This window comes from Methylibium sp. Root1272 (assembly GCF_001425905.1).
Classification (GTDB): Bacteria; Pseudomonadota; Gammaproteobacteria; order Burkholderiales; family Burkholderiaceae_C; genus Methylibium.
On the sequence record NZ_LMDY01000002.1, the window covers coordinates 126,513 to 145,979 of the forward strand.

A 19,467-nucleotide genomic window follows, 5' to 3' on the forward strand; every position below is an offset into this window, starting at 1 on the left:
TCCGGCGGACTTTCCGAACGCGCAACGACATGGATCGCCTGCAGGCCATGACCACCTTTGTCGCTGTCGTCGACAGCGGCGGCTTCGCCAGTGCTGCGCGCAAGCTCAACCTGTCGCCACCGGTCGTGACGCGCGCCGTCGCCGAGCTCGAGGAGCGGCTGGGCCTGCGGCTGCTGACGCGGACCACGCGCGTCGTTCGCGTGACGGACGCCGGGGCGCGCTTTGCGGAAGACTGTCGCCGCATCCTGGCCGACATCGACGAGGCCGAGATCACGGCCACCGGCACCCACGCCACGCCGCGTGGGACGCTCACGCTCACGGCGCCGATGCTGTTCGGGCAGCTCTACGTGACGCCCATCCTCGTCAGCTACCTGCAGCGGTTTCCGGAGGTGGAGGCTCAGTGCCTGTTCCTCGACCGGGTCGTCAATGTCGTCGAGGAGGGGATCGACGTCGCGGTGCGCATCGGTGAGCTTCCCGATTCATCGTTGCAGGCGGTTCGCGTGGGACGCGTGAGCCGCGTGCTGGTGGCCGCCCCGGCCTACCTGCAGGCGCAGGGCATGCCTCGGCGGCCAGAAGACCTGGTCGACCACACCATCGTGTCCGCGGCCGGGGTGAACCCGGTGTCGGAATGGCGATTCAACGACGCTGGCAAGACCCTCATGCAACGCGTGCAGCCGCGCATGCGCACGATCACGAACGACTCCGCCATCGCCGCCACCTTGGCGGGTCTGGGCATCACGCGGCTGTTGAGCTACCAGGTCGCCGCGCACGTGCGCAGCGGCGCGCTGCAGGTCGTGCTCGAGGCGTTCGAGCCGGCCTCGCTGCCGGTGCACGTCGTCCACCACGAGGGCCGGCGCGCGACGCAGAAGGTGCGCGCGTTCGTCGACCTGGCCGTCGAGCGGCTGCGCGGCGATCCGGCGTTGAACTGAAGCCGGCAACGGCCTGCGCTGCGCGGGCGGTGGTCACAGGTCCAGCTCGATGCGCTCACCGCCGTCGGCGGCAGGTACCGCGCAGCACAGGAGAACCTCGCCTTCGGCCGGTCTCCACGCGGTGGGCTCGGCATAGCTGACGCGACCGGCGGTCATGCGCGTGGCACAGGAGCCGCAGTGTCCGGCACGGCACGAGAACGGCGGGTTCAGGCCTTTGCCCTCGGCGAACTCGAGCAAGCTGCCGCGCTCCGGAGTCCACTCGGCCGCCTCGCCCGTTCTGGCAAAGAACACGGTGGCCTGAGCGGCCGCCGGCAACGGCAACGGCGGCGCCGTCGCGGCGACATCGGGGCGCCTCCTGAGCGATGACGGACCGAAGGCCTCGGCCTGGATGCGCGTATCGCGCACGCCCAGATCGCGCAGGCCGTCGTAGAGCATCTGCATGAAGCCGGCCGGGCCGCAGAGGAAGAACTCGTGGTCGTCGAAAGGCAATAGCGACTTCAGGAGATCCATCGTCAGCGGCCCCTTCACGGCGCCGATGGGCGCACCGTCGTCATCGCCCAGCACCACGCGCAACTTCATCGCACCGTTGGCGCGCTGCACCAGGGCCTGCAACTCTTCGCCGAAGGCTCGAAGCGCTTCGCTGTGCGCCACCTGAACGAGGTGCAGCGGGCGCGTGCGCCGGTGGCGAAACCCCTCGGCGACGAGGTGGCGCGCGAAGGCCACCATCGGCGTGATGCCCACACCGGCGCCGATGAGCACCGCGGGACGGCGCAGCGTGGCGTCGATGGTGAACTGGCCGCGCGGGCCCAGCGCTTCGATCACGTCGCCCTCGCGCACCTGCTCGTGCAGATGGCGCGACGCGGCGCCTTCACGCTTGACGCTCAGCCGCAGGCCTTCGTCGCTGGGTGCCTGCGAGACGGTGTAGATGCGGTGCAGCGTCTCGCCGGCGACGGTCTGCAGGCGGATCGGCAGGTGCTGGCCGGCCCGGAAGGGCGGCACCGCATGGTCGTCCGCCGGCATCAGGTGGAAGGAGCGGATGACGGTGCTCTCGTCGACGATACGGCGCACGCGCCAGGGCCGCCAGGTCTGCGCCAGGCGCTCGGCCTCGCGCCGGGCCTCCGCTTCGCGCCACGTGCCGGTGATGAGCGAGTGGGGCGACCAGTCGCGAAACGCCCAGCGCAGCGGCAGGGCCTCGCGCAGCCGCCAACCCGACTCGACACGAAAGCGCCAGGCGCGCTCGGCGCCGTCGAAGGCCGTCAGGTCGTCGCCGCTCCACACCACCTCGGCGCTGCCGGTGAGCGTGAGCAGGTCGCCCGTGTCGAAGTCGACGAACAGCACGCCGGCGCGCGGGTTGATCTGCAGATTGCCCAGCGTCATGAAGAAGAAGTTGCCGGTGAACTCGGGCACGAGAAAGGTCCGCTCGTCCTCGATCTTCACGAAGCCTGCCCGGCCGCCGCGGTGCGAGACATCGGCGCCGCGACCGCTGGTCACGTCGGGGTCACCGGCCGCGGGGGGCGCCTGGGTGGCGATGAACAAGGTGTCGGATCGTCCGATGAACGCGCGGGCTTCGGCGTCCAGCCCGTTCAAGGCTTCGATGGCCCGCGGCTGCAGGTCGGTGGCCTCGCGGGCCCATTGGAACTCGCGCCCCTGGATGTACTGCGGGCAGTTGCCCACCGATTGATCCACCTCGACGGCGAAGCCCTGGGCATCGGCCGCCACGACATGGCCGTTGACGCGGTTGCGCCGGCGCGTGTGCAGCTCGATGCCCAGGAACCCCAGCTGCGCGCCGGGCGTCAGCCCCTCGGCGAGCGGATCGCCGGGGATGGGGCGGGCGTGAAAGTCCAATCGCTTGCCACTGGGCGCCTGCACGAAGCCGGGCCGGCCCACCAGCGTGGAGGCCCAGGGACGGCCGGCTGCATCGATCGAACCGACCAGCATGAAGGGCAGCTGTTCGAAGAAGCGCCGATGCTGCTCTGGCATCTCGGTGCGGATCACCCGCTGGCCGACACCGACCATGCGCTCACGGATGCCCAGCCGGTCGTGCACAGCCAGTTCGCCGGCATGAAACGGGTTGCCCTGACGTGCGTTGGAGGTGTCCATGGTCGGTTCCCGGTTGGGGCGGACGTCGTGCCGGCAGATCAGGCGGCCAGGCCGACGGCGGTCTTCCGGAACGGCACGAAGCCGGGCAGCGCCTCCACGCGGGCCAGCCAGGCACGCACGTTCGGGTAGGGCGACAGGTCGACATTGCCTTCAGGTGCCGCAGAGATGTAGCTGTAGCCCGCGATGTCGGCCAGCGTGGCGGCGTTGCCGACGAGGAAGCTGCGTGCCGCCAACGGCACCTCCATGACCTTGAGCAGGGCGTGTGCGCGGCCGATCACGTCCTCGGCGTTGTACTTGGCACCGAACACGGTGATCAGGCGCGCCGCGGCCGGACCGAACGCGATCTGACCGGCCGCCACCGACAGCCACACCTGCACATCGGCCTGGCCCTTCGGGTCGCGCGGCAGCCAGCGGTGGTCGGGGTCGAACTTGTTCGCCAGATAGACCAGGATGGCGTTCGAGTCGAACACGATGCTGCCGTTGTCGTCGAGCACCGGGACCTGGCCGAACGGGCTGAGCTTCACGAACTCAGGCGCCTTGTGTGCTCCCTTCATCAGGTCGACGTCGATCAGTTCATGGGGCACGCCCATCAAGGACAAGGCCAGTTGGGCGCGGTGCGAGTGACCAGACAGCGGGTGCCGATACAGCTTGATGGACATGGTGTTCTCCAGGGTGGGGGGCGATCGATCACGTGGCGTGCTCGCCGGTGGGTCCGGCCAAGGCCGCGAGTCGGGCTTCCAGCGCGACGATGCGCTGGTCTCGTTCGTCGAGTGCCCGCTGCACGTCTTCTGCATCGAAGCGGACCGGGATGTGCTGCGGGCAGTTCCAGTCGTAGCCCGAGACGGTGACGAGCATGGCGCGTTGCGGCCGCGCGCGATAAGCCGGGTCGATCAGTGCCTTGGCCAGTGCATCGTCGGGCGCCAGGTCCTTCACGGCCAGACGACCGAGCAGCTTGAGGCGCACGCGCCGCACGTAGTCCACCAGGATCAGCGCCACACGGTCGTTCACGGCCAGGTTGCCCACGCTGATGAGCTGCCGGCTGCCGGCGTAGTCGGCAAAGGCCAGCGTCCGGTCGTCCAGTGACTTCAGGAAGCCTCGTGGGCCGCCACGGTGCTGCACATAGGGCCAACCGGTTTCGGACACGGTGGCCATGTAGAAGCTGCGCTGCGCGGCGATGAACTCGAGCTCCGCTTCGCCCAGGCGATCGTTGAACGCCGGGGCGTCGCCTTCGAAGCTGCGCGCATAGCCCGCCCGGCTGCCGTCGCGCTGCTGCGCAGCCCTGACGGACGGTGTGAAGGCGATGTCGGCAAACGCGTGGGACATGACAGGCTCCGTGGGGTCGCCGCGCTGCAAGGGCGGCGCATGACCGTCACTGTGGCCGAATCGTCCTCACGGCGGAATGCCCGCCGAGGCCAAGTCAGTGTTTCCTGTCCTGGAAGAATGGGCCGTGCGCCGGGCCCGAAGCGACCCGTTCGCGGGCTACGCGGACGTGCGCGCCTCCCACTCGAAAAGCACGTCCTGCGCGCCTTCCCACAGCACCTTGCGCCCCAGCGCCGCCAGTTGCTCCTGCCCTTCGACGATGCGCAGGAAGTGGTTGCCGGCGAGCGGCCCCATCTTGCTGGCGAAGCTGCACGCGCCATAGGCGATGAGCAGCTCGGTTTCACTGAAGCCACCGGGATAGAACAGCACATCGCCCACCGAGGGGTGGCAGGTGTGGTTCTCATGGCCCACGCCGAGCTGAAAGTCGCCCAGCGGCACCCACACCGCCTCGCCGCTCCAGCGCACATGGATCAGCTTCTGGCGGTAGGGCAGCAGCTTCGCGAACGCGGCGAAGGTGAGCGGCGCCTCGGGGTGGGCCTCGGCGATGAAGCGGTGGCCCGCGGCGGTGATCTGCAGTCGTTGCGCCATGGTCAGTCCTCCAGCTCCATCCAGCGGCGCCAGCTCTGCTCGCGCGGCCGTGGGCGTGCCGCCTCGGGCCGCTCGCAGCGCAGGAACTCGCCGCCGCCCACCCGGCCGAGAAAGCGCTCGCCGTCCCACACCACCTCGCCGCGCAGCAGCGTCATCGCGGGCCAGGCCTGCAGCTCGCGCCCTTCATACGGCGTGTAGTCGGTGGCATGGTGCAGGGCCTCGTTGCGGATGGTGTAGGGCGTGCCGCTGTTCCAGATCACCAGGTCGGCATCGCTGCCGATGGCGATGGTGCCCTTGCGCGGATACAGGCCGTACAGGCGCGCCGCATTGGTGGCGGTGAGCGCCACGAACTGCTGGATGGGCATGCGGCCGGTGAGCACCCCTTCGGAGAACAGCAGCGCCATGCGTGTCTCGAGGCCCGGCACGCCGTTCGGGATGTAGGGAAAGGCCGGCGGCCTGCCGCCCAGGCGCTTGCCGGAGTCGTCGTCGTAGTTGAACGGTGCGTGGTCCGACGAGAACACGCTGAACAGGCCATCGACCAGGCCGTCCCAGATCACCTGCTGGTTGGCCTTGTCGCGCGGCGGCGGGCTGCACACGCAGCGCGCACCCAGAAAGTTCGGCAAGGCCAGGTCGTCCTGGGTGAGAAAGAGGTACTGCGGACAGGTCTCGGCCTGCACGTTGAGCCCCTTGCCACGCGCCCAGCGGATCTGCTCCACGGCCTCGGCGCCCGACACGTGCACCAGCAGGATCGGCACGTCCACCAGCTCGGCCAGCGTGATGGCGCGGTGCGTCGCCTCGCGCTCCACCGGTGAGGGCCGCGACAGCCCGTGGTAGCGGGGCTCGCTCTTGCCCACCGCGAGCAGGCGCTCGGTGAGGTAGGTGATGGCATCGGTGTTCTCGGCGTGGATCATCACCATCGCGCCATGGCGCCGGGCCACCTCCAGCAACTCCAGGATCTGCCGGTCGTCGAGCTTCATGTCCTCGTAGGTCATGTAGAGCTTGAACGAGGTGTAGCCGCGGTCGATCAGCGCCGGCAGCTCGGTGTTCAGCACCTCGGGCGTGGGGTCGCTCACGATCAGGTGGAAGGCGTAGTCGACGCTCGCTTTGCCGTCGGCCCGGCGGTGGTAGTCGTCGACCGCCGCCTGCACCCCCTGTCCGCGCTGCTGCGCGGCGAACGGGATCACGGTGGTGGTGCCGCCGCAGGCGGCCGAGCGGGTGCCGCTCTCGAAGTCGTCGGCCATGCGGATCGGCGGCAGCATGGGTTGGTCGATGTGGCAATGCGAGTCGACACCGCCCGGCGTGACGAAGCGACCGGCGGCATCGATCTCGCGCGTGCCGGGGCCGGCCTGCAGCCGCTCGCCCAGCGCCGTGATGCGCCCGGCCGTGATGCCGATGTCGCAGGAGAACAGGTCGGCCGCGGTGGCCGCGCGCGCATTGCGCACGATGAGGTCGAAGTCGGTGCTCATGCCATCTCCCCGTCGAACACGCTGCCCCAGCCCTTGACGCGCCGCGTGTCGACACCGCACAGGCGCAGGGACTTCCACACCGCCGTGCTCACGGTGTCGTACACCGGGAGGCCCAGCGCGGCCTCGAGCGCGGGGGCCAGTTGCGCGGCACGCAGGTTGGTGCAGAAGGTGGTCAGGCATTGAGGGCGGGCTTCGGCCGCCTCGTGCGCCATCTGCACGATCTGCGTCGGCTCGACCTCGGAGAAGCTGAAGTTCACGCTGCGGTTCAGGTGCCGTTCTGCCACGCACTCGAAGCCGCTGCGCGCGTAGTTGGCGACGATGGCCGCCTGCACGTCGTCCAGGTAGGGCGTGACCAGGCCGAAGCGCTTGCGCTGCGTCTTCTCCATGATCTCGTTGAGCGCGAGCACCGAGGTGCAGCAGCGCACGCCGGTCTCCTGCTCGATGAGCTGGCACAGCGCCACGTCGGCCTCGAAGCCGAGCCAGCCCGACGAGGTGCCGTTCCAGGCGATCACGTCCACGTGCGCGTCGGCCAGCAGCCGCGCCGCCTCCAGGATCGGCGCCATGTCGAACTGGCCCAAAGCTTGCGGTTGCAGCGAAATCTCGGTCACCCGAAAGCGCCCGAAGTGCGCCGAGACCTCGGGCAGGCCGGAAAGCATGGCCGAGGTGAGCGGTTCCAGGGCGGTGTTGGACGACGGAGTCAGCATGCCCAGCAGCACGCGCTTCATGCGATCCCCCTACAATTTTTCATCGTTTGCTCCATCGTTTCGTTGACAAAAGTTCCCATGATTGCAAACAAGACCGCCCGCAAGACCGTCGCCCCGCCCACCGGCATCGAGCTGCGCGGCGCCATCTACGACCGCATCCTCCAGGCCGTGCTGGAGCACCGCCTGCCGCCGGGGACCAAGCTGGTCGAAGACCGGCTGGCCGAGCTGTTCGAGACCAGCCGGGCGCAGGTGCGCGACGTGCTCGCGCGCCTGGCCGACGAGGGCGTGGTCACCACCATCCCCAACCGCGGCGCCTTCATCGCCTCGCCCACGGCGGAGGAGACCCGCGAGGTGTTCGAGGCGCGCCGGCTGATCGAGCCGGCGCTGGTGCGCCGCTTCATCGCCCAGCGCGACGCCGATGCGGTGGAGCGGCTGCGCGCCCTGGTCGAGGAAGAAGAGAAGGCCCGCGCGCGGCACGACCGGCCGACCATGGTGCGGCTGTCGGGGGAGTTCCATATCCGCCTGGCCGAGTACGCCGGCAACCGCATGCTGGCGCGCAGCATGCGGGGCCTGGCCACGCTCACCTGCCTGGCGATCTTTCTCTACGACGCACCGCACGCCACGGCCTGCCGCGAGGACGAGCACGAGCTGTTGCTCAATGCGCTCGCGCGCCGCCGTGCCGACCGGGCGGCCGAGCTGATGCTGGAGCACCTGAACCACATCGAGGCCTCGCTCGACCTCAAGGCCCCGCGCGACGAGGCCGTCGACCTGGCCGCGGCGCTGATGGCGCGCTGAGCGCCGGTGGGGCGGGGCGCACCGGCTTGGGTCGCGGCGCACCATTTGTCGGCATAGTGATTCCATATTGTCGACAATATGCACTCTTCATGCCGACAGTCATGCGCTGATTTGTTGGCATAGATCTTGAGTCGGTTCGGGCCACGATGGTCCGAACCTCCTTCCTTCCATGACCGCGGGCCGCACCCTGTTGCGCGGCGCGGTGGCCTTGCTGGGCGACGAGCTGAGCTTCGACGGCCAGCCGCGCGACCTGCTGGTCGAACACGGCTGCATCACGGCCATCGCGCCGGCCGGCAGCATCGAGCAGGCCGAGCAGGTGATCGACCTGCCGCGCCGCCTGCTCGCGCCGGGCCTCGTCAACGGCCACCAGCACTCGCACGAGCACTTCCAGCGCGGCCGCACCGAGAACCTGCCGCTCGAGCTGTGGCAGCACCTGGTGCGCGGGCGCATGCCGGTCAAGCTGACGCCGCGGCAGGCCTACCTGCGCGCGCAGATCGGCGCCATCGAGGCGCTGCGCACCGGCTGCACCACGCTGGTCGACGACCTGGCGCTCGGTGCCGCGATCGACCGCGAGCTGGTCGACGCGGTGCTGCAGGCCTACGACGACAGCGGCGTGCGCGCGCTGCTCGGCTTCGCGATGATGGACAAGCCGATGGTCGACAACTTCCCGTTCGTCGACGAGCTGCTGCCCGCGCCGCTGGCGGCCAGCCTGCGTGCGGTGTCCCGCCCCAGCGCCGACCAGTTCGTCGAACTGGTGCGCAGCCTGGCGCCGGGCCGCCACCCGCACGAGCGGCGCGTGGGGGTGCTGGTGTCCGCCTCGGCGCCGCAGCGCTGCAGCGACGGCTTCCTGCGCCGTGTGCGCGGCCTGGCCGACGAACTGGCGCTGCCCGTCATCACCCACGTGCAGGAGACCCGCCTGCAAGTGATCACCGGCTTGCAGTTCTACGGCATGCCGATCGTCGAGCACCTGGCGAAGATCGGCTTTCTCAAGCCCGCGACCAGCCTGATCCACGCGGTGTGGCTCAACCCGCGCGAGATCGCGGCGCTGGCCGAGGCCGGCGCGACCGCGCAGCACAACCCGTGGAGCAACCTGCTGCTGGGCTCGGGCGTGCAGCCGGTGCGCGAACTGCTCGACGCGGGCGTCAACGTGAGCCTGGGCTCCGACGGTTCGTGCTCCACCGTCACCACCAACATGCTGCAGGTGGTGGGCACGGCCGCCGGCCTGTCCAAGCTGCGGGGCCACGACGGCGCGCGCTGGCTGTCGGCGCGGGAAGCCTGGCACGCCGGCACGCTGGCCGGCGGGCGCGCCCTGGGGTTCGGCGACACGCTGGGCAGCCTGAAGGTGGGGGCCCGTGCCGACCTGGTGGGCTACCGGCTCGACAGCGTGAGCTTCACGCCGCTCAACGACCCGCTGCGCCAGCTGGCCTATGCCGAGCGGGGCGCAGGGGTCGACTTCAGCATGGTCGATGGCGAGGTGGCCCTGCAGGGCGGGCGGCTGACGCGCATCGACGAGGCCGCGCTGCTGGAGGAGATCGCCCGCGAGTTCGAGGGCCTGGCCGGCCGCTATGCCGAAGCCGAGGCCGACGCCGCGCCGGTGATCGCCGCGGTGGAGGCGATCTACCGGCGTTCGCTGGCGCTGCCCGTCCCGGCCGACACGCTGCAAGCACGCCTGCCATGAAGCTGCTGCTCGTCAACCCCAACACCACCCAGGCGGTGACCGACGCGGTGCTGCGCGCGGCCCGCGCGGTGGCCAGGCCCGGCACCGAGCTGAAGGCGGTGACGGGCTCGTTCGGCCCGGCGGTGATCGGCTCGCGGGCCGAGAACGCGCTGGCCCAGCACAGCGTGCTGCAGCTCGTGGCCGAACACGCGGGCGACTGCGACGCGGTGGTGCTGGCGGTCTCGCTCGACACCGGCCTGTGGGCCTGCCGCGAACTGCTGCCGGTGCCGGTGGTCGGCATGACCGAAGCCGGTCTGCTGATGGGCTGCAACGTGGCCACGCGCATCGGCGTCGTCACCTACGGTCAGCGCATGGGGCCGCTCTACCGCGAGCTGGTCGAAGGCCACGGCCTCGCCTCGCGCCTGGCCGGCATCGCCACGCTGGCCGTGCCGCCGGAACTGAGCTTCAGCGACCCGCAGCAGGTGCTCGACGCCACGCTCGCCGCGGCACGCCAGCTGGTCGAGCGCGACGGCGCCGAGGCGGTGCTGCTGGCCGGTGCGGCCATGGCCGCCATGGCCACCCCGCTGCAGCCCCACATCGACGTGCCGCTGCTCGACGGCGTGGCCTGCGCGGTGGTGCTGGCCGAAGCGCAGGCGGCCCTGAAGCTGCCCCGGGCGCGCAGCGGCAGCGTCTCGCCCACCGGCGGGCGCACGGTGCGCGGCGTGTCGCCGCCGCTCACGGCGCTGTTCGCGGGCCGGCCATGACGGCCCTGCACGAGGGGAGCGCCCGCGACTGCGCCGCCCGCGTCCATGCACGCGAGCTGAGCGCGGCCGAGGCGGCGCGCCACTTCATCGAGCGGGTGCAGCGGCTCAACCCGGCGCTCAACGCGCTGGTGCAGTTCGACCCCGCCGCCGTGCTTGCCGAAGCGCAGCAGGTCGACCAGCGCCTGGCTGCGGGCGCGATGCTGCCGATGGCCGGCGTGCCCGTCACCATCAAGGACAACCTGTGGGTCGAGGGCCGCACCATCACGCAGGGCTCGCGCCTGTTCGCCGACTTCGTCGCGCCGCGCGATGCCTGGGCCGTGGCGCGGCTGCGCGCGCTGGGCGCGGTGGTGCTGGGCATCAGCAACTGCTCGGAGTTCGCCTGCAAGGGCGTCACCGACAACCTCGTCTACGGCGCCACGCGCCACCCGCTGGACGGCTCGCTCACCCCCGGCGGCTCGTCGGGCGGCGCGGTGGCGGCGCTGGCGGCGGGCCTGGGCCTGCTCGCGCTCGGCACCGACGCCGGCGGCTCGGTGCGCCGCCCCGCCGCGCACTGCGGCCTGGTGGGGCACAAGCCGACCCAGGGAGTGATCGCCCACCCGTGGGGCTTCGCCGAGCCGAACTACGGGGTCTCGGTGGTCGGCCTGCTGGCGCGCAACGTGGGCGACTGCGCCTGGCTGCTTGATCAGCTGTCGGGCTTCGATGCCGGCGATGCCAGCGCAGCGCCGCTCGGCGTGGCCTGGCAGGCCGAGGCCGCCACGCGCGACGAGCCTCCGCGCGAGCTGCGCATCGCCTGGAGCCCGCAACTGGGCTGCGATTTTCCGATCGACGACGACGTGCTGGCCGCCCTGGTGCAGCGCGTGCGCGCACTGCGCACCGCCGGATGGGCCGTGACCGAGGCCGATCCGTCCTGGGGCGAGGCGGTTCGCGACTACCCGCTCAATGCGCTGCAACACGCCGGCCTGCACGCGTTGCACGGCCGGCAGCTCCAGACGCGCCGCCACGACATCGACCCGCACCTCGCGGCGCAGATGGACGCGGGCGCCGCCACCACCCCCGCCGAGCTGGCACGGGCGCTGCGCCTGCGCGAGCCCATCGTGGCCGGCCTGTCGCGCTTCTTCGAGCAGTACGACGTGCTCGTGTGTCCCACCGCGCCGGTGACCGCCTGGCCGCTCGGGCAGATCGGCCCGGCCGTGATCGGCGAGCGACCCGCCGGGCCGCGCGGGCACGCCGTGTTCACCCCCTTGTTCAACCTCTGCGGCGTGCCGGCCTGCTCGGTGCCCGCGGGCCGGGTGCGCGGCCTGCCGGTGGGCCTGCAGATCGTCGCCCCGCGTTTCGAGGACGCGCGGGTGCTGCAGGTGGCGGCGCTGATCGAGCGCCTGGACAGATGAGCACGCACGCAGTTGGTGAGCGTGCTTGGGTACGCAAATTGCACTGTCCAACGCAGCGCAGGGCGAAGGCCTTCCTGGTTGGCGTGCCGAACGGAACGTGGGGTCTCTCGACCGAGAGACCTCCGTTGATTTTCAGCAACGTGCACCTGGAGACGGGTGCTTTCTTTGGAGAACACCATGTTTGAGCGTCACAACCACCTCACTCCCGCCCTGACCACCGGCAACTCGCGCCGCGGCTTCCTCAAGGGCGCCAGCGCCGCCGGCGTGAGCCTGGCCCTGCCGGTGGGGTTTGCCAGCTCGCTGATGGCCGGCGCTGCCCAGGCCGCCACCACCATCAAGGCCACGCACGGCTCGGGCCTGTGCAACCTGGCGTTCTTCCTGGTCAAGAAGCGCGAACTGGCCAAGGCCGACGGCGTGAACCTCGACTTCGTCATCACGCCCACCAACGCCGACATCGCCACGCTGTTCGGCGCCGGCCAGGTGGACATGTCGGTGATCCCCTACTCCAACTTCCTCACGCTGTACGACGCCGGTGCGCCGGTGAAGATCGTGGCCGGCGCGGGTGTCGACGGCTGCATCCTGATCGCCAAGGAAGGCATCAAGAGCGCCGCCGACCTGAAGGGCAAGACGATCGGCACCTTCCAGGCCGACACGCTGGAAGTGCTGCCCTACGACTACCTGAAGAAGGCCGGCATGTCGTTCAAGGACGTGAAGGTGCGCTACTTCAACACCTCGCCCGAGCTGGCGCAGGCCTTCACCGCCGGCGGCGTGGACGCCATCTGCCACATCGAGCCCTATGCCACCCAGTGCCTTACCTCGCTCAAGGGTTCGACGATGCTCTCCGACGGCAGCGACGTCTACGGGAAGAACTACTCCGACTGCGTGCTGGCCGTGCGCACCCCGTTGATCGAGAAGAACCCGCAGGCCGTGAAGGCGGTGATCAAGGCCATGATGCTCGCGCAAAGCCAGGCCGAGGCCGACCCCGACGCCGCGCTGCGCGACACCGTGGGCACCTACTACAAGACCACGATGGAAGCCGCCAAGCTCGCCGCGAGCAAGCAGCCCATCATGATCGACCAGCGCAAGAACAAGCAGTTCATCCTCGATCGCGGCCAGTCGATGAAGGAGCTGGGCTACGTGAAGAAGCTGGCGCCGCCCGCGGCGATCGACTGGACGCTGCTCGAGCAGGTGATCGCCGAGAACAAGGCGCTCTACGCGGGCCTCAAGCTCAAGTCGATGGCCTGAGCGCAGGTGGTGACCAAGTCCGAGGACCCCGCCATGTCAGCCTTGCCCCTGGCCGGCACCAAGCCGGCCGCCCCTTCGACACCCGCTGTCGTCAGCCGCGCCAGGGTGCTTGCCTTCGTGCAGCGCTCGCTGTGGTGGCTGGCCTCGGTGGGCACCTTCGTCGCCATCTGGGAGTTCTGCTGGTGGCAGGGTCTCGCCGACCCGCTGATGCTGCCGCCGCCGCACATGTTCCTGGCCAACCTGCCGGAGCAGTTCAAGTTCTTCGACCCGGCCGGCGCGCGCAGCCTGGAAGAGGACGGCGGAGGCTTCCTCTCGGTGCTGGCCGTGATGGCCTGGACCTCGATGCGCGTGGTGCTGGGCCTGGCGCTGGGCTTCGTGGGCGCGGTGGCGGTGGGCCTGGCGATCCGCTACTTCCCGGTCTTCGGCAAGCTCACGCTGCCCACGCTCACGCTGCTCACGCCGATCTCGCCGGTGGCCTGGCTGCCGGTGGCGATCTTCATCTTCGGCATCGGCAACGTGCCGGCGATCTTCCTCGTCTTCATCTCGGTGTTCTTCATCATCGTGCTGTCGACGCTGTCCCAGATCGACTCGGTGCCTGCGCCCTACCTGCACGTGGCCCACATCATGGGCGCGAACAAGCACCAGCTGTTCCGCCACGTGATCCTGCCGACCATCCTGCCCAGCCTGTTCGTGACGCTGCGGCTCAACCTCTTTGCCGCATGGATGGTGGTGCTGATCGCCGAAGCCGTGGGCGTGGGCTCGGGGCTGGGGCAGATCGTGATGATGGCGCGCAACACCTTCAACGCGAGCCTGGTGTTCTTCACCATGACGCTGATCGGCCTGCTCGGCTTCGCGTTCGACCGCGGCCTGCTGTGGGTGCAGCAGCGTGTGCTGTGGTGGGTGGGCCCGTCGGCCGCGATCGGCAAGTGACGCAGGACAAGCAACCATGACAAGACCCATGATCAGCCTGCGCAACGTGCGCAAGGTGTGGAACCCCGACACGCCGAAGGCGCTGACCGCCATCGACGGCCTGTCGTTCGACGTGGCGCCCGGCGAGTTCGTCGTGCTGCTCGGCCCCTCGGGCTGCGGCAAGAGCAGCCTGCTCTACATGGTGGCGGGGCTGGAGACGGCCACCGAAGGCGAGCTCGAATGCGACAGCCTGCCCATCACCGGCCCGGGCACCGACCGCGGCATGATCTTCCAGGAGGCCTCGCTCTACCCCTGGCTCACGATCGCCGACAACGTGACCTTCGGCCTCAAGCTGCAAGGCGTGTTCCCCGACAAGCGCAAGCGCATCGCGCAGGAGCTGCTGCTCAAGGTGGGCCTGGCCGACGCCGCCGACAAGCGGCCCGACGAGCTCTCGGGCGGCATGCGGCAGCGCGCCGCGCTGGCGCGTGCGCTGGCCATGCGGCCCAAGGTGCTGATGATGGACGAGCCCTTCGCCGCGCTCGACATCCAGACGCGCGCCAAGATGCAGGGCCACCTGCTCGAGGTGTGGCGGGCCAGCGGCGCGAGCGTGCTGCTGGTCACCCACTCGATCGAGGAGGCGCTGGCCCTGGCCGACCGCATCGTGGTGTTCACCTCGCGGCCGGGGCGCATCAAGGAGATCGTGCCGGTCGACCTGCCGCGGCCGCGCTCTCCGCGCGACCCGCAGTGCATCGAGCTGCACCAGCGCCTGGCCGACCTGCTGGCCGACGAAGTGGACCGCGCCTTCCTAGAGCAGGAAGCCGCGATCTGACCCCGACGTGTTGAAGAAAGCGCCCGCCGCCGGCACACGCGCGGCGGTGCGGCCCCCCACATTCTCAGGAGACCTCTCATGACCGCAGCCCTGGTTCGCGCCAAGTGGATCGTCACCGGCGTGCAAGACCGCCACACCCCCAACATCCTCAGCGACGCCGCGCTCGTGCATGAGCACGGCAAGGTGGTCGCCGTGGGCCCGTTCGAGGAAATGCACAACCGCTTCCCCGACGCCGCCGTGACCCAGCATCCGCACCATGTGCTGCTGCCCGGCTTCGTGAACAGCCACCACCACGTGGGCATGACGCCGCTGCAGCTGGGCTCGCCCGACTACGCGCTGGAGCTGTGGTTCGCCAGCCGCATGTCGGCACGCGACGTGGACATCTACCTCGACACCCTGTATTCGGCCTTCGAGATGATCGCCTCGGGCATCACCACCGTGCAGCACATCCATGGCTGGATGCGCGGCAGCTTCGAGCAGGTGCATGGCGCGTCGAGCGCGGTGCTCAAGGCCTACCAGAGCATCGGCATGCGCGCCTCGTACTGCTACGCCGTGCGCGAGCAGAACCGCCTGGTCTATGAAGACGACGCCACCTTCTGCGCCAGCCTGCCCAGCGACGTGGGCGTGCCGCTGGCCGAGCACCTGAAGCAGGCCACGCTGAGCTTCGCCGACCACATGAAGCTCTACAAGATGCTGCGCGACGAGAACGCCGGCCAGGCGCTCACGCGCATCCAGCTCGCGCCGGCCAACCTGCACTGGATCACCGACGACGGCCTGATGACGCTGGTGGAGCAGGCCAAGGCCGACGACGTGCCGCTGCACATGCACCTGCTGGAGACCGTGTACCAGAAGGAGTACGCCCGCCGCCGCACCGGCACCACCGCCGTCAAGCACCTCCACAAGCTGGGCGCACTGGGCCCGTGGATGACGCTCGGCCATGCCGTGTGGCTGACCGAAGAAGACGTGGAGCTGGTGGCCCACAGCAAGACCTGCGTGTGCCACAACTGCAGCAGCAACTTCCGCCTGCGCAGCGGCATGGCGCCGATCAACGACCTGGCCAAACGCGGCGTGACCATCGGCATGGGGCTCGACGAAGCCGGCATCAACGAAGACCGCGACATGCTGCAGGAGATGAAGCTCGCGCTACGCGCCCACCGGGTGCCGGGCATGGACGAATACGACGTGCCGAGCTGCCCGCAGGTGCTGCAGATGGCCAGCGAGCACGGCGCGAAGACCACCGCCTTCCGCGGCCAGATCGGCCGGCTCGACCCGGGCATGCAGTTCGACGCCGTGGCCATCGACTACCAGGCCGCCACCTACCCGTTCCAGGACGAAGACATCCCGCTGCTCGACGCGCTGGTGCAGCGCGCCCACCAGCGCCACGTGGACACGGTGTACGTGGGCGGCGACCCGATCTATGCGCAGGGCCGCTTCAAGTACGTGGACCGCGACAAGGTGCTGGCCCAGATCGCCGAGCAGCTGTCTCGGCCCCGCAGCGCCGACGAGGAAAGCCGCCGCCAGCTGTCGAAGGCGGTGTTCCCGCACGTGAAGAGCTTCTACGCCAACTACCTGGACGGCGAGCCGGCGCGGCAGCCGTTCTACGGGCCTTCGTCGCGCACTTGAGCCGAGTGCGGAAGCCTCGGCGCGGCGCCGAGGCTTCTACGGCCAAGCGCAAGCGAATCGCCGGAATGGCATGCTGCCGGAAGAGTTTGCTCCGACCGCTCCAGGTAAGCGCCGTCACTCGGCAGCCCGATTCGAACGGCACCAGCGCACCTTAATTCGACATCCAGGTTGTCTCCAGCAGCTTTGCAGCAGGCGCCGCTCTTGGCACTCAAACTAGATACGGCGGTTATCGACCCTCTGCGGACCTTCGCTCCTCGGACCTGGGCGTCGGCAGTACAGCGGTTGCGGTCATTTGCCCACGCGTGTTCTATTCACGCCGACTGCCACCAAGCGGCCATCCTGCCGAAGCCTTCGGCGCAGCGAGACCGCGGCACGCGAGACATCGGAGGTGAGTGTGCCGGTCATGGACGCAGGATAGCGCGACCCTTCGCGTTGGCTGGTGCCATCTAGGCCGCGAGCAGCCGCTTGCGGGTCGCCTCGCGTGATTTGGCGTTGGGCTTGTACTTGCCGTGATCGAGGTACCGCACTACTTCATCGATGCAAGGTAGCGTCGACTCCGACGGCAGCACAAGATCGTCCGAGAACACGAACACCTCACGCCCTTTGTAGACCGTGGAGGCGTTGTACTGGAGGTTGTACAGAAACGATCTGCGCTTGGCGTAGTACTCGAGAATCTCAGGCGCACTGTCGTAGGAGACGATCCAACTTCGCGGCAGTCTCGTCTGAATGACACGTGCGATGCGCGCGTGGTCCTCGGGCTGATACGAGTCGAGGTACAGGCGCTGTGCCTTGTTGAAGTAGGGCGGGTCGCAGTACACGAGCGACTTGGCGGGCAGCGTAGGGATGTAGTCCGCCATGAACTGTTCTGCATCCAGATTCCGGACGGTAATGCTGCTGCGCCGAGCAGCGATCACTTCGATACGGCGGATCAGTTCGTTCCGCGAGAAACGGGCGTCCATCTTCCACGCGCCGTTCTGCTGGAGTCCGCCAATCAGCCCGCCGCTCAACACGCCGGATCTATTGCACCGGTTCAGAAAGAAGGTGCTGAACCCGAGCTCCAACTGACTATGTTTGCCGGGGTTCCGGATCACTTCCCGTTGCCGCTTCCACTCCTCCACAGTCAAAGACGCCGTGGAAACCAATCGGCAGAACTCTTCGGTCTTCGTGAGGATTGAACGCCAGAACGAGTAGATCGCCTTCGACGAGTCGTTGAGATGAATGTTGGCGACGTGGCCCTGCAAGAGCAACTGAATCGCGACGCCGGCCCCTCCAGCGTACGGCTCGACGTAGTCGCAGCCCTGCAATTCATTCGCGCGCAAAACCTCGAGGACGAACGGCGTCAGCCGCTGCTTCCCGCCGGGATACCGTAGTGGTGTGGAGTACCTCATTTCAGTGTCACGCGTTCATCGCTTCAACCAAGGGGAACACATTGCCGAACAGGACCGCTATGTCCTGCGGCTGCTGCGAGAACGTGGGGTTGTGGACGAGCTGATTCATCGAAGTGACAGAGAGAATGCCTTCGGGCTTCGCCAGCTCGGTCAGCGAGCCATGCAACGCTTTCAACATTGCTTGATCTGCGCTGTTGTTCGTTAAGTGCTTCGTCACGTCCCGGAGTACGTCGAGGAGCTTCCGGTCTATGCCGTTCTTGGTGGTGGAAAGGCCCGCGCTCTTGTGGTCCGTGCAGTAAGCCTTGGCGGAGATCTCAAACATGCTCCGCAGCAAGAAGCAGAAGGCGATGGGGTTCTTGTCCAGCTTCAGGCGACGAATCTCGACAAGGAGCGAAACAACCTTCTCGCGGCGCTGCCCCTTCGGCGTGAAATCTCGAAGTGCTCGTGCCACTCGCCGCGGGTCCTGCACGGCAACTGCTGCAACTTTCTTTCCCGTGGCAGCTGCCGCGGCCGGCGCTGGTGCGGGAGCGCCCGCAGTCCCGGTGCCCGCGCTAGCTGTTGTCCCACTGGAGGAGGACGGCGCGAGCTTCACATCCGGGATGCCGAACGCGGTGGCCACATCTGTGGTGCGCAGGCTATCGAACGTCACGCTCTTTTGGCCGATCGCAAATATCACCTCGTCGAACTTGAGGCGATGCTGCACCTTGTTCGGATACTTCTTACCGACGTCGGTACTGTTCAAGCACCCAAGCCGCGTGGACATCCGCTTGAGCGCTTCTTCGAGGACGCTGAGCGGATAATCTCCCGACCACAGCTGAGCTTGCCGCGTTGTTAGGTTGGCGCCGTGCTTGAGATACTTCTCTAGGACGTCGAGCGCGGGCTCGGACGCCTTGTTCTCATCTCGGTTGTGACGTGCTCTTGCAACGGCCGTCCACTTGTCGCGTCCGGCCTTCTCGCCCTTGCCGTGGGTCAGACTCCGAATTCTGTTGGCAATGTCCGCTTCTTCTGGACCGTACACAACACACGGCAAATTCAGGTTTGCCTTCTTCCAGGCCGGCGTCGCTACGGTTGCGATCCTCTCGAGGATGTTGGCAGGGACGCTTAGATCCTTGGTAGGGATCAATCCGTGGATGATCTTCAACGCGGAAACGCGGCGGTTGCCCTCCTTCACGGTGAGCAAAGCCTTTGAGCCGCTACCGGTGCGTTGAACCAGGACGTTCTCGGTCGGAAGATAGCCGTCATCCAATAGGCTCTCGGTCAGCGCCCAGAACCAATCTGGATTGATGGCAATGATCGCCTCGACGGCATGCCGTTCGTCCTTTTGGCGCGTAGTTCGGTAGTTCGAGAGATCAATCGACAAGCGCTTGATCGACGTCGACTCGCTGACTGGCATGGTCCTCTCCCTTCCTTCTTGCGTGGCGAACGCTTATTCAGGTCATGCTATCAAACACGGCAGCGCCACTCGAAGCACGGTGGCGCCACCCGAATGCATAGCTCCCCCAGGGTATGAAACTCCGCACGGCGAGCACGAGGCCGCAGAGGGCATTTACCCGGAGTGGCCGCGTTCAGTCACCGCTCTATCCGTGGGGCGACACGTCTCCAACCGTGGCGCTGGATGCCGTGGCCCAGCTTGGTCCTCAACATTACCTGCGCGCATGGCTCACGACCGCAGCAACCGCGCTGGAGGTCTCCAGCGCATCATCCTGTTGCCGCACGGCTCGCTGTCGCGCCGGTCGTCAGGTGGCAGTGCATATGGCGTGCA

The 19,467-nt window shown here is 68.4% G+C and carries 17 protein-coding genes; 9 read left to right on the plus strand and 8 right to left on the minus strand.

The window, feature by feature from the left end:
• The first annotated feature begins 29 nt into the window (after window positions 1-29).
• Entirely contained in the window at window positions 30-929 is a 900-nt protein-coding gene (locus ASC67_RS04010) for a LysR family transcriptional regulator (protein ID WP_056315355.1), read from the plus strand.
• Between the two features lie 33 nt (window positions 930-962).
• On the opposite strand, the gene ASC67_RS04015 is transcribed toward ASC67_RS04010, so the two are convergent.
• The 6 genes from ASC67_RS04015 to ASC67_RS04040 all read right to left on the minus strand — a co-directional run bounded on the left by ASC67_RS04015 (window position 963) and on the right by ASC67_RS04040 (window position 7,128).
• On the minus strand, window positions 963-3,029 hold the full coding sequence (locus ASC67_RS04015) for a pyridoxamine 5'-phosphate oxidase family protein (RefSeq protein ID WP_056315357.1): 2,067 nt from the start codon (window positions 3,027-3,029) through the stop codon (window positions 963-965).
• A gap of 38 nt (window positions 3,030-3,067) precedes the next feature.
• Window positions 3,068-3,682 carry a glutathione S-transferase family protein gene (locus ASC67_RS04020; RefSeq protein ID WP_056315433.1) on the minus strand — a complete coding sequence of 205 codons (615 nt, stop codon included), beginning with the start codon at window positions 3,680-3,682 and terminating at the stop codon, window positions 3,068-3,070.
• Window positions 3,683-3,716: 34 nt separating this feature from the next.
• Window positions 3,717-4,352, minus strand: coding sequence for a pyridoxamine 5'-phosphate oxidase family protein (locus ASC67_RS04025; protein WP_056315359.1), 636 nt, complete (start codon window positions 4,350-4,352; stop codon window positions 3,717-3,719).
• Between the two features lie 156 nt (window positions 4,353-4,508).
• Window positions 4,509-4,937: a DUF3830 family protein gene (locus ASC67_RS04030; RefSeq protein ID WP_056315361.1), complete on the minus strand. Its 429-nt coding sequence runs from the start codon at window positions 4,935-4,937 to the stop codon at window positions 4,509-4,511.
• 2 nt (window positions 4,938-4,939) lie between these two features.
• Complete coding sequence (gene hydA / locus ASC67_RS04035) at window positions 4,940-6,403, minus strand: dihydropyrimidinase (RefSeq protein ID WP_056315362.1); 1,464 nt, start codon at window positions 6,401-6,403, stop codon at window positions 4,940-4,942.
• Window positions 6,400-7,128 (minus strand): aspartate/glutamate racemase family protein, encoded by a 729-nt coding sequence (locus ASC67_RS04040; protein WP_056315364.1) that lies wholly within the window; start codon window positions 7,126-7,128, stop codon window positions 6,400-6,402. Before ASC67_RS04040 ends, hydA begins: the two co-directional genes overlap by 4 nt.
• Window positions 7,129-7,185: 57 nt before the next feature.
• Here ASC67_RS04040 and ASC67_RS04045 point away from each other — a divergent pair, with 57 nt between their 5' ends.
• The 8 genes from ASC67_RS04045 (at window position 7,186) to ASC67_RS04080 (ending at window position 16,317) form a co-directional block, all read left to right on the plus strand.
• Window positions 7,186-7,902, plus strand: a complete 717-nt coding sequence (locus ASC67_RS04045) for a GntR family transcriptional regulator (protein ID WP_056315366.1) — start codon at window positions 7,186-7,188, stop codon at window positions 7,900-7,902.
• A 169-nt stretch (window positions 7,903-8,071) separates the two neighbouring features.
• Complete coding sequence (locus ASC67_RS04050; RefSeq protein ID WP_056315368.1) at window positions 8,072-9,580, plus strand: amidohydrolase family protein; 1,509 nt, start codon at window positions 8,072-8,074, stop codon at window positions 9,578-9,580.
• On the plus strand, window positions 9,577-10,323 hold the full coding sequence (locus ASC67_RS04055; RefSeq protein ID WP_056315370.1) for an aspartate/glutamate racemase family protein: 747 nt from the start codon (window positions 9,577-9,579) through the stop codon (window positions 10,321-10,323). The genes ASC67_RS04050 and ASC67_RS04055 overlap by 4 nt, the downstream gene beginning before the upstream one ends.
• Window positions 10,320-11,711 (plus strand): amidase, encoded by a 1,392-nt coding sequence (locus ASC67_RS04060; protein ID WP_056315372.1) that lies wholly within the window; start codon window positions 10,320-10,322, stop codon window positions 11,709-11,711. The genes ASC67_RS04055 and ASC67_RS04060 overlap by 4 nt, the downstream gene beginning before the upstream one ends.
• A 177-nt stretch (window positions 11,712-11,888) precedes the next feature.
• A complete protein-coding gene (locus ASC67_RS04065; protein WP_056315374.1) occupies window positions 11,889-12,956 on the plus strand; it encodes an ABC transporter substrate-binding protein in 1,068 nt (355 codons plus the stop codon).
• A gap of 33 nt (window positions 12,957-12,989) precedes the next feature.
• Window positions 12,990-13,886, plus strand: a complete 897-nt coding sequence (locus ASC67_RS04070) for an ABC transporter permease (protein WP_056315435.1) — start codon at window positions 12,990-12,992, stop codon at window positions 13,884-13,886.
• Window positions 13,887-13,902: 16 nt separating this feature from the next.
• The gene (locus ASC67_RS04075; RefSeq protein ID WP_056315376.1) at window positions 13,903-14,694 is read left to right on the plus strand and encodes an ABC transporter ATP-binding protein; all 792 of its coding nucleotides are present in this window, start codon (window positions 13,903-13,905) and stop codon (window positions 14,692-14,694) included.
• A gap of 78 nt (window positions 14,695-14,772) precedes the next feature.
• A complete protein-coding gene (locus ASC67_RS04080) occupies window positions 14,773-16,317 on the plus strand; it encodes an amidohydrolase family protein (protein ID WP_056315378.1) in 1,545 nt (514 codons plus the stop codon).
• 446 nt (window positions 16,318-16,763) lie between these two features.
• On the opposite strand, the gene ASC67_RS04085 is transcribed toward ASC67_RS04080, so the two are convergent.
• Both ASC67_RS04085 and ASC67_RS04090 read right to left on the minus strand, forming a co-directional pair.
• Window positions 16,764-17,705 carry a DNA adenine methylase gene (locus tag ASC67_RS04085; RefSeq protein ID WP_082535810.1) on the minus strand — a complete coding sequence of 314 codons (942 nt, stop codon included), beginning with the start codon at window positions 17,703-17,705 and terminating at the stop codon, window positions 16,764-16,766.
• A 7-nt stretch (window positions 17,706-17,712) separates the two neighbouring features.
• On the minus strand, window positions 17,713-19,098 hold the full coding sequence (locus tag ASC67_RS04090; RefSeq protein ID WP_056315380.1) for a hypothetical protein: 1,386 nt from the start codon (window positions 19,096-19,098) through the stop codon (window positions 17,713-17,715).
• Between the last annotated feature and the right edge of the window lie 369 nt (window positions 19,099-19,467).